This window comes from Desulfurispirillum indicum S5 (genome assembly GCF_000177635.2).
GTDB classification, from domain to species: Bacteria; Chrysiogenota; Chrysiogenetes; order Chrysiogenales; family Chrysiogenaceae; genus Desulfurispirillum; species Desulfurispirillum indicum.
In genome coordinates, this window is sequence record NC_014836.1 from 239974 (window position 1) to 250408 (window position 10435).

Genomic DNA, 10435 nt, shown 5'->3' on the forward strand with positions numbered 1-10435 from the left:
CAACCATGCGTGCTGTCACCTTGATATTTTCAATGCTCTTTCTCCTGGTCGGCTGCTCTGAAATGCTGCCGGAATCACCGGGTGCTGGAAAGGCCAGTGTCAATATCTCAATCAAGCGTCCAGTAAATCAAATACAGGAAGATCGCCTCCAGGCTGCTTTTATTGACGACAGAACAATGCAGCTTGATATTTTTATCTATCCTTTTCCTTTTGGATCTTACGATGATATCGTGAAACTACAACGCTGTATTGTGGCTGCCTGGAGCATGAGCAGCGAAGGTGAGCCCACGTATGGAGAGATCATCACTCCGGAAATCAGAAGCACGTGCAATGTCCCTGGCGATTTTGATAGCGCAGGCCAGATGGCAATGAGCATGAGTGCCGTGCGAGAAGTGTCAATACCCTATGGAAGTGGCACGGTGAACACGCAAATCAGTGAGCTGGAACCGGGAAGTTATATGATAGCGGTGATTCAATCTGGCGCTTATGGGGAGGAGATGAGCAAAGTTCGAACCTATGCAACCTTAGAGCCGGGGCCAAATAACATAGTCATCAATCTCCTGCATGGGAAATGGGTGTTTGTCAATGAATCCGATGACCCCGCCCCCCTTGAACTGCAACTGCTGCACAAAACAGAGTTCTTTGTTGAGGATAGTGAACCTGTCGGGCTCGTGGAAAGCCCAGCTGCTGCACTGGGATTTTCAGGCTCAGGCACAGTTCAACTAGAAGCCGTTTATCTTCATGAGACACTCGATATCCCGGAGCACATTTACCTCGACGCTTACCTGGGGTACCATGGGTCAAATCTTTTTGGGCAATATGATAACGCCAGTGCGCGCTATTATGGGCTGATGGATAACCATGCAATGAGCTTCATTGCAGCAGAGCAAGTTGATGCAGTTGCAAGTACAGAACCCGCGTTTATTATGCAACAGTACTTTGCTGGCGCAAGTTCCCATAAAATTACCTTGGGCGAATTAATGGGCTGGAGCGGTATCGACAACGCCTTTGGCCTTATTTTTTATGGTGCTGATGGCACAGGGTTTCTCAATAGCCTGGCAAAAACGACAAAAAACCTAATTTATAATACTGATTTTGAACAAATTGACATACAGCATTACTGGTACAGGGAAGATCTCAGTGAGCCAGGCTTTCCAGTTATCGAACTTGACGTTATGGTAAGCGAGCACAGTATCAGCCCGTTCGCCGACACATCTGAAGTTGTACAAAAACTTATGGGCCTGGATTCGGGAGAGCGTATTACAGGGACACTGGTAGAGTACTTCTCCACAGAGCGCGAAGGAGGCACCGTAGGCCCGGTTTCACCGCCAGTAATAGATTATGACCCCAAAGATGGCTTCTCCGTGGCAAGTGCTTCCTCTTCGGTAGTGCCGGCACTCCTCAACCGTGCAACCCTGACCCGTATGCTGCAGCAGCAGTTGGCCCTGGAGCAGGCAGAAAAAGATTTGGGGATCGGCACCATTACCGCTGCCAGTAACCAGCCGGGCCCCAAGTGTTTTACCTCAGACACCAGCAGAGCCTATACATGGTTACTGTATCGCTACAATGGAACAAGTTGGGTACCCGGTTACGAAGAGTCTGGAGAATTTATAGCGTCAAACGATAATCTTGATTTTGAAGCAGAGGAATTCCCTGTAATTCAAGCTGAAATATGTCTGCATCCAATCAGGCTGGCAGCCCAGCAGCCAGCACCAGAAGAGGGTCCAAGCAATCTCATTGCCCATTACACTTTTGATGGTAACGTCGCAGATGTTAAAGGCGCCTACGATGGCGCTTCGTCGGTTGCGGGCGTGACCTTTGACGCCGGAAGGTTTGGCCAGGCCGTGTACCTGGATGGTGGCTATATTACCCTGCCGCATGAATACAATCCCATTATTTCCCCTGACGCAGAAGAGTTCAGCATATCTACCTGGATCAAGGTTGATGAGCTCCCTGAGGCAGATGACGAGTGGGTGATTTTTAACCATGGCTGGGGGGAGTTCAAGCTGGCGCTTAACCATACAGGCTCTGTAAGCTTTGCCGTTAATGAAGACCAGGGTTATGGTGCGTGGCGCACTATTGAAGGACCTGTCCCGCTTGGTGAATTTGTCCATATTGCAGCGATATACTCCAGAGATAATGGTATGCAACTTTGGGTAAATGGTGCAGGGGTTAGTTTTTATAATAGCCTAATTAATGGCATGCGCGATCCAGATGGGATATATCGCTTTATCGGATTTGGCAGAAGCTCGGATGAAGATGGTCCATTCTTCCAGGGAGCCATTGACGAAACTCGAATATTTGATCGCGCCCTTACAGAGGCAGAAGTCTTTCTGCTGGCAGATGCGATCACCGGTACAGCTGGAAATGACAATCTAATCGGCACATCAAATAATGATATTTTTATTGGAAGCGCAGGCGATGACATAATCGATGGCGTCGGTGGTGTAAATACTGTTGTTTACGTTGGAAATCACACATTGTACCAGGTTATAGACAATGGTGGCGGGAGCTATACTGTAGTAAAACCTGATGGCACAGATACTTTGACGAACATTCAGTATCTGAGTTTTGGCGACGTTCAGAATATTGCCATAACTGATCTGCTCAGTGAAAATATAGTCGTAATCGACTGCGGGATGGATGACTGTAGCTGGATACCTGCTGGGAGGTTTGCATTCCCTGATGATGGAGAGTTCTCTCTCAATGATCCTTATGTGCGGTTGGTTCCCGCTCAGCTTCAGTGTGAACCACCAAATCCTCTTTGTTGGGATAATATTGTATGCAGTGTAGATGGCTCTACAGGCGAATTTGGAAGCGGAAACAGTACGTGCTATATCTTCAGCAGCGACCCTGGAGCTCTGCAAAATGCAGTAAACCTAAGTGAAGACTTTCAGTTGATACTCTTTGACAACGACGACAGGGATGTACCAAACCATGACTTAGAGGATGCAGTATACCTGATCATGAGTGATTTTCTTCCCGGCGAAACAATTGAAGGCGCTGTTGTTGTAGAGTATGAAGAAAACAGGCACTTTATATCTGCAGCCGAAGCCTTCCTGTTTAATTTTTTCTCTTCTGAATTGGACGTACAAACCTATCTCTGGATCGAGGCCGCTCCGGGCTTCAGGTACACTGAAACCTGGAACCCTTCGGAAGTCTTCTTCGGGCACGGGGGTACTGAGTCGCTTCCTCTCTTTTCAGGAACCCTCGACACTGCCACAAGTCTCATGGGTGACCCCTTCGAGGATATCCATAGCTCGCATTGGGTTTATTTTAGAAGTGGTTCTTTGGTGTTTGGTGAAAACCCGAACGTTTATGATGTCAATATCCACTGGTTTTCCAACATTCCCATGTTTGCCCCTCTGAATGATACGGGCATATCAACATGCGTGACGGATGACGACCTTATCTTTGGCACCTCCGATTGTACAGTGGGGCCTGAGATTCCCCTGCAGGACGCCTATCATGGCACAAACTCATTTGCCTTTGAGAAAATTGATGCCTCTGGCGCTGTACTGTCAGAGGCGGGGCCAGATGACTGGGATTGCGTACGTGACAATACCACTGGCCTGCTATGGCAGGCTGACGGAAATCAAAGTGGCATCTGGGATAACTTCCCCCTTCCAGATTCAGGCTTCTGTGGATGTGAAAAATGGCGAGTGCCTGCACGCGAAGAGCTGCGTTCACTGATTGACTATCAAATGCTACTTGATGACGAAGCACCTGCAATCAGTGACGTTTTTTTTCCTGACTCCATTATGAGTTTTTACTGGTCATCTACCGGGGACGATACCCATGCCTGGGCAGTGAGTTTTGAAACGGGAATGGAAGAACTCAAAGTACGAAATATCGCAGAAGCGTGGGGATATCGCGCAGTGTGCGCTCCCTACTGAGCCACGTGGAGGTTCTTATGCATAACAGGTTCTTAAAGGTTTTTATTGCCGCCGTAATCACAATACTTTTTTCCAGCATTTCTTTTGGTGACGTGTGCCAGGGAGTGCACCACAGGCAACACTACCTTCCCCAGGAAGATGGCACTGTCCTGCACGCCAACAGCGGACTGATGTGGATGAAGTGCGCAGTGCAGGACGATGCAGACTACAATGATGGCTGCTTAAACCCAGCGGAGTTTTCCGTTTGGACCGAAGCGATAACCGGTACGAATGGCGTGCTGTATCTGGCCCAGGAAATTCAGTATGCAGGGCATGATGATTGGCGTCTGCCAAATATAAAAGAACTTCACTCTGTAGTTGATTTATGTGACAACTCAGGATTCAACGACGTTTTCAACGTCCCAGATGGTCTTTACTGGACATCGTCACCCGCAAGCATTACAGGGGATTTCCAGGTTTGGAAGGTAAATATCAGTGAAGGTGGCACGTCCAGCACAAGCGTAAAACACGATATGGAAGAAAGCCAACCTGCTTATCTCCTACTCGTCCGTGGTGGAGTAACAGGCAGTGGGCCGGTGTTGCCATGAATCCCCAGTTATGCTGCTGCTCCCCCATGGCGTGTTGACTGCGCTGTCACCCCTGCTAAGAAATCCACTGGGTAGCTAAAAAAACCACTTGCACCGCGCGCGTGCTTTCAGAGAGAAAACGTCCGAGATAGTGTCTTTCTTGAACTCTTGCAGCTTGCTGGAATACTTCAAAACACGCAGGCAATTGAAGAATGCTTAGGTTCAGGCGCTCGCATGCGAAAATGGCTTTCGCAGTATGACTCCAATGGTCTTTATTATGATAACGAGGTCGAGCCAGAACCCAAAGTGTTTCATGTAAAAGAGATCGTACTCTGATTTGCAGGCTGCACCAGTAACGCTGTTGGTGTATCCTTGTTCCACCTGTGCCCATCCCGTCAGGCCGGGAAGCACAGCCTGCCTCAGTCTGAACTCTGGAATGACAGAAACATATTTGTAATAGAGCTCCAGCGCTTCAGGCCGAGGCCCAACAAGGCTCATCTGGCCGCCAAGCACATTCAGTACCTGTGGCAGCTCGTCAATATGATACTTGCGTATGACCCTGCCGACGGCAGTAATATACTGTTCGTGGTCACAGTCACCTGGCTGGTGGCCAGAGTCCTTTATGCTGAACATGCTGCGAAATTTCAGCATGGTAAAAACCCTTTGGCAATGCCCCATGCGTTTTTGGTGAAAGAAGATTCTCCCCCCAGACTCAAACTTTATGGCAGTACCTGCACATATGATGGCAAGAAGCAGGAATGGCATCGCCATCAAAGCAATAAGTAGATCGAAGAGTCTTTTCCCTATTCTGTTAAAGGGTTTCCTGGCGACCCTTTCCAACTCGTTACTACTGTTAAATTGCCTGATCACTCGCCCCGTGACCATCTCTGCTGCCTCAGCATAGCTGATTACCTGCAAGGCTCTGGCTGCAAGGGCCTTGCTCCACTCAGCAGAAAGTTCGGTTGTCTGATCCCGAGCTACCCAGGCAACGTTTACAGAAGTGAGTTGTGATGGCGCATTCAGGTACTCCCAGGTTGTTGCCACCTTTGTGTGCAGAGAACAAAGCGCATGGCTACTCGTGCTTGGGATAACTGCTATGCGCACAGGCAACCGGCAACCTGCTGAATACCAAATGCATAGCCATATCCCCACAAGGAGCAGATTGAAAAAGAGAGCGAAGGCAGATAATGAAAGAAATGTAAAGCAAATAATGGTTATGGGAATATGCGTCAGAAATACTGCAGAAATGGGTAGGATAAGAGAAGGTGATCCAGGGTAAAGGCTCAGTTTCTGTAAGACGAAGGCACTTACCAGGCAGCCGAGTATTGAAGCAGCAGCTGCAATAGCCACTTCTGCAGGCACTGTGCTTATCAGTAAGTGAAAGCAAATTATAATAAACACAGCTCCTGCGTGGTACATCAGGCGCGCAGGCTTATCAAATAATGCACTTCCCCTGTAAATGTCCGGTTTAATGACCAGCTCTGAAGGAAGTGAAGGAAACCGAAAGTTTTTTGCAGATCTCATTCTTCTTTAAATGAAACAAACAGGCGGTCAAGGAAAGGATCAATAAGATACTGGAGTAATGTACGCTCGCCGGTCTTTATGACAACCTCGGCAGGAAGACCGGGCACAAGCCGGTTGTTTGCTCCAAGTTTTTGTAATTCTTCGGGTGATATTGCTATTTTACTGAGGTAGTAAGGCATTCTTGTTTGCTCATCAATAAGCCTGTCCGGTGATACCGCGATCACCTCGCCCTCTATGACAGGCGTATTCCTTGCGTCAAAGGCACTGAACCGAAGATCGGCCTGCATATCGCGGTGTACTCTGTCTATATCCTGTGGGCTGATTTTTGCCTCGACGATCAATTCTGCATGCACTGGGACAATTTCCATTACCGTTTCTCCAGCGCGTACTACACCACCAATCGTATGAGCCGATAGTGAGAGTACAATACCGCTTTCGGGCGCAAGAACATCTGTGCGCTGCAATATGTCTTTTGCAGCATGATATTGTTCACGCAGGGAGCCGAGCCTGCGCTGGGCATCGCTGATCTGTGCTTCCACATCATGGTGAAAGTCCTGTTCAAGTTTTACCAGACTTAAACGCAACTCAGTAATACTGCTTTGCGTGCGTGCAATAGCAGCCAAATCTTCAGAACGGCGGCTTATGATTTCCTCAAGAGCCCTTTCTTGGTTTAGAAGACTGTTGCGCGGGTAATGGCCATCTTTGGCCAGCTCACGCAGACCAGCAAGCTCCTCTTTCAGCAGCATGATTTGGCGATCGCGGCTAGCCAGGACATCCCCAAGGCTTTCAATATATTTTTGTTGAGCCTCAATGTTTTCTAAAATAATCTGCTGTTCATTTTGTAAACTTTTTCTTCGTCGCTCAAACAGCTCTCGTTGCGTTTGAACCAGCTCGACAACCTCCGTATCATCGCTGCTCAGGACCTCCAGTGGGAAAATGACATCTGGCAGCCCGCCCCTTTCGGCCAAAAGTCGCGCATACTGCACCTGCACGCTGATTAGTTCATAACGCGCCGTTGTATACTCAGCTCGGGGTCTCGAATCGGCTAAGCGAATCAGAAGCTCGCCTTTTTGAACGAGCTGGTTTTCACGCACGAGGATTTCTTCGACAATTCCACCATAGAGGTGCTGTACCGCCTTCCGGTTTGTTTCTACGGAGACTACGCCCTCGGCGACAATGCCTTTGCCCAGGGGCGCAGTAATCGCCCAAAGTAAAAAACCCCCAAAACCCAGGCCAATAAGAAGAAAGCCCGCGATAAGAACGCCTCTTATATTCGTGTTTGGTATTTGCTGTTGCATAGAAGAACCATCCATAGTTAGCGTTGCTCATTCTGGCCAGCGAGTTGGCCCTGTTGTTTTAATGTCTGCTGGCGTTGCTGCTGAATCCAGCGCAATACCTCGTCTCGCGGGCCAAAAGCTTTCAGTTGACCCTCGGTCAGCATCATAAGTTTGTCAACTGTGCTCAGGATGTTGGTCTTATGAGTAATAACGAATATTGTACACTTACGCTGCTTCAGGTACTTGATCGCCTCAACGAGAGCAGCTTCTCCTACGTCGTCAAGGTTAGAGTTCGGCTCATCAAGAACAATCAGCACTGGTTCCCCATAGATAGCCCTCGCGAGGGCTATGCGCTGTCTTTGCCCACCGGAAAGAACGACTCCCCCCTCGCCAATGAAGGTATCGTAGCCATCGGGGAATTTCAGAATCATCTCATGCACGCCGGCAGCCTTTGCCGCATTAACGACTTTGATGGAGTCTATATCACCGAAACGAGCAATATTTTGTGAGACGGTACCTTCAAGTAACTCGATATCCTGTGGAAGGTATCCAATATAAGGGCCTAAGAGGATTTTATCCCATTGATGAATTTCAGCCCCATCGAGTCGAATTGAACCTCCAGCAGGAGGCCATGCCCCGACAAGCAGGCGTGAAAGTGTAGATTTCCCAGAGGCGCTTGGCCCTACTATGCCAACGGTATCACCGGGAAGTACTTCGAAATTTAAGCCCCGTAGTATTTGTGTCCGACTACCTGGGGCAGCAGCTACAAGATTCGTGGCAGTGATTGAGCCTTTGGGCGCAGGAAGGCTCATGGTCTTGATTTTAGCGGGAAACAGTGCAAAGTGTTCTTCAAGACGCTTAAACGCATTTCTTGCGCCCAGGAAATGCTTCCAGGTTCCAATGAGCAGGTCAACTGGTGCCAGAGCTCGGCCCAGCAGAATTGAGCCGGCAATCATCATCCCTGCAGTGAGCTCTTGTTGAATAACGTAGTAAGCACCTAAGCCCAGAATCAGCGATTGGGCACTGATGCGTACAAATTTTGTTATTGCCTGAATAGTGCCAGCCCTCTCACTTGCCATTGCCTGCAGGTAAATATGGGTCTCATGCTTTGGTTTCCATTGATTACGCACATTATTGTGCATGCCCATGGCTTCAATAGCCTCGGCATTGCGGAAGTTCATGTTCGCAAAACCAGAAGCCTCGTTGTAATATTTATTGGATTCTCCCAGTGGTTTCCGGGTTACCCACTCATTCAACAGTGCCAGTAAAATTAAGATAATTGCAGATACTATGGCAAAAACTCCTAAGGCAGGGTGAAGCATGAAAATAATGATGATATAAATCGGCGCCCACGGAGCATCAAAAAAAGCAAACAACCCGTTTCCCGTGAGAAACTGACGAACATTCGTTATGTCATTAAACGTGTGTGATGCACGAGTGGATGCACCCCTGAGTGCCCGCTCGAAAGCAGTATCGAACACACGGTTGCTGATTTGCGCATCCATTTTATTTCCAGCGCGAACCATAGTCTTGCTGCGTACGCCCTCCAGAGCAGACATGACCACATAGAGTCCAACTACAATGACAGTAAGCATAAGTAGTGTCGTCTGATTGGAGCTCATTAAAACCCTGTCATATATTTGCAGCATGTAAACAGCTGGAAGAATCATTAACATGTTGATAATAAAACTGAACACGCCGAGTGAAACGAATGTAGACTTGAACGTATACAACAGGGAGCGTAGTTCTCCCTTTTCGCCCTGGGCAGATGTATTTATTTGCGAGCTCAATACTCACCTCTCTGAGAATTCGATTCCAAAAAATCATTCATCTGGGCCATATGCTCACCAGTCAACATACCTGCATGGAAATACAGAGCCAGTTGCCCAATGATGTAGTCGTACTGTGCCTGGAGCAGCCGGTTGCGATGAGAAAAGAGCGAACGCTTTGCGTACATCACATCAACAGGGGTACGGACACCAGCCTCAACGCTTCGTTGCATGGAGATCAGCGACACTTCACTTGCTTCTATTGTCCGCTTGAGCGAAGAAATTCGTGCAGAAGCCCCCTGGATTTGCAGGTAAGCATCAGTAACTTGTTGCGCCGCTTCGCGAAGCGCCTCGTCAAAGTTGGATCTGGCTCTGCTTTCCTCTGCTTGCGCCTCCCTGTGGGCAGCGCGTGTACTTCCACCACTATAAAGTGGTACATTCAGCTGCACCGAGGCCCCAAGGACCGTTGCTTTGTCGCGCGGCAGCATATCACTCGTTTCATCGGTTGTCACATATTGAGCTATTAGGTCTATAGTTGGTGCATACCTTGCTGATGCAACTTTGACACTAGCGCCAGCAATCTCTAGTTCGAGCTTCTGGTGTAAAACACCCAGGTTTTCCCGGCGAGCAACCTCAAGCCATTCGCCCAAGTCTCTCTGCGGCTGCACGTATTCTCCCGCATGCGCAAGACGTGCAGGATGAGCCTGTGTGACCCCTGTGATGCGTTCGAACATCGTTTGAGCGATTTTGCGCTGACTACGCGCCTCTACTATGCGGGACTCCACACTTAGGAGCTCTGAGTACACCTCATTGACATCTGCGATCGTAGCCTGACCCCTGCGCTGCATTGAACGGGTTTGCTGCAGTTGCTGTTCAATGGCTGAATGCTCAGCCTCCAGCAGTTGTTCGTGATCAAAAGCCGCCAGAAGTTGAAAGTATACCTGCGCTACCCGAACCTTCAGCTCAGCCTCAGCTATTCTCAGTTCGATGTCTCCACCATCGGCCTGCAGAGAGATCTGTCGGTAACGATGATAAGACTCAAGATTCAACATTGGCTGTCGTAGGGTCAAACCGTAGCTGCTTGTTTCCTGGTTTTTATTAAAGTCAGCATCAAGATCCCGTGTTTTTGTAAAACTCGCTCTGCCGTAAAGCTGAGGCAGCAAACCTGCTCGGCCCTGAGCTCGGTAGGTCTGGGTAGCCTGCTGTTTGAAAATGCTCCCTTGATATCGTGAGTCATTCTCCAGTGCGAGGGAGTAGGCACCCAAAAGATCAATGGTTGCTCTTTTTTTTAAAACCTCGCTTGCTGCCAGGTTTCCGGCGTATAGGATCATCAGAATTGACAGGAAAATTTTTGCTGTATTGTGAAGATATGACATCCCGTTCCCTTACGCATGTACAAAATG

General features: G+C 48.7%; 6 protein-coding genes. 2 read left to right on the forward strand and 4 right to left on the reverse strand.

The window, feature by feature from the left end:
- Window positions 1-5: 5 nt before the first annotated feature.
- Together SELIN_RS01110 and SELIN_RS13635 are read left to right on the forward strand one after the other, a co-directional pair.
- Entirely contained in the window at window positions 6-3896 is a 3891-nt protein-coding gene (locus SELIN_RS01110) for a LamG-like jellyroll fold domain-containing protein (protein ID WP_013504861.1), read from the forward strand.
- A gap of 17 nt (window positions 3897-3913) precedes the next feature.
- A complete protein-coding gene (locus SELIN_RS13635; protein ID WP_013504862.1) occupies window positions 3914-4483 on the forward strand; it encodes an Lcl C-terminal domain-containing protein in 570 nt (189 codons plus the stop codon).
- Window positions 4484-4684: 201 nt separating this feature from the next.
- Here the strand turns inward: SELIN_RS13635 and SELIN_RS13640 are convergent, their stop codons facing one another.
- Genes SELIN_RS13640 through SELIN_RS01135 form a run of 4 tightly spaced genes read right to left on the reverse strand, consistent with a single transcriptional unit; the run spans window position 4685 to window position 10408 of the window.
- On the reverse strand, window positions 4685-5986 hold the full coding sequence (locus SELIN_RS13640) for a sugar transferase (protein ID WP_013504863.1): 1302 nt from the start codon (window positions 5984-5986) through the stop codon (window positions 4685-4687).
- Complete coding sequence (locus SELIN_RS01125) at window positions 5983-7284, reverse strand: HlyD family type I secretion periplasmic adaptor subunit (protein ID WP_013504864.1); 1302 nt, start codon at window positions 7282-7284, stop codon at window positions 5983-5985. The genes SELIN_RS13640 and SELIN_RS01125 overlap by 4 nt, the downstream gene beginning before the upstream one ends.
- A gap of 17 nt (window positions 7285-7301) precedes the next feature.
- Entirely contained in the window at window positions 7302-9053 is a 1752-nt protein-coding gene (locus SELIN_RS01130) for a type I secretion system permease/ATPase (RefSeq protein WP_013504865.1), read from the reverse strand.
- Complete coding sequence (locus tag SELIN_RS01135; protein ID WP_013504866.1) at window positions 9050-10408, reverse strand: TolC family outer membrane protein; 1359 nt, start codon at window positions 10406-10408, stop codon at window positions 9050-9052. The genes SELIN_RS01130 and SELIN_RS01135 overlap by 4 nt, the downstream gene beginning before the upstream one ends.
- Window positions 10409-10435: the final 27 nt, after the last annotated feature.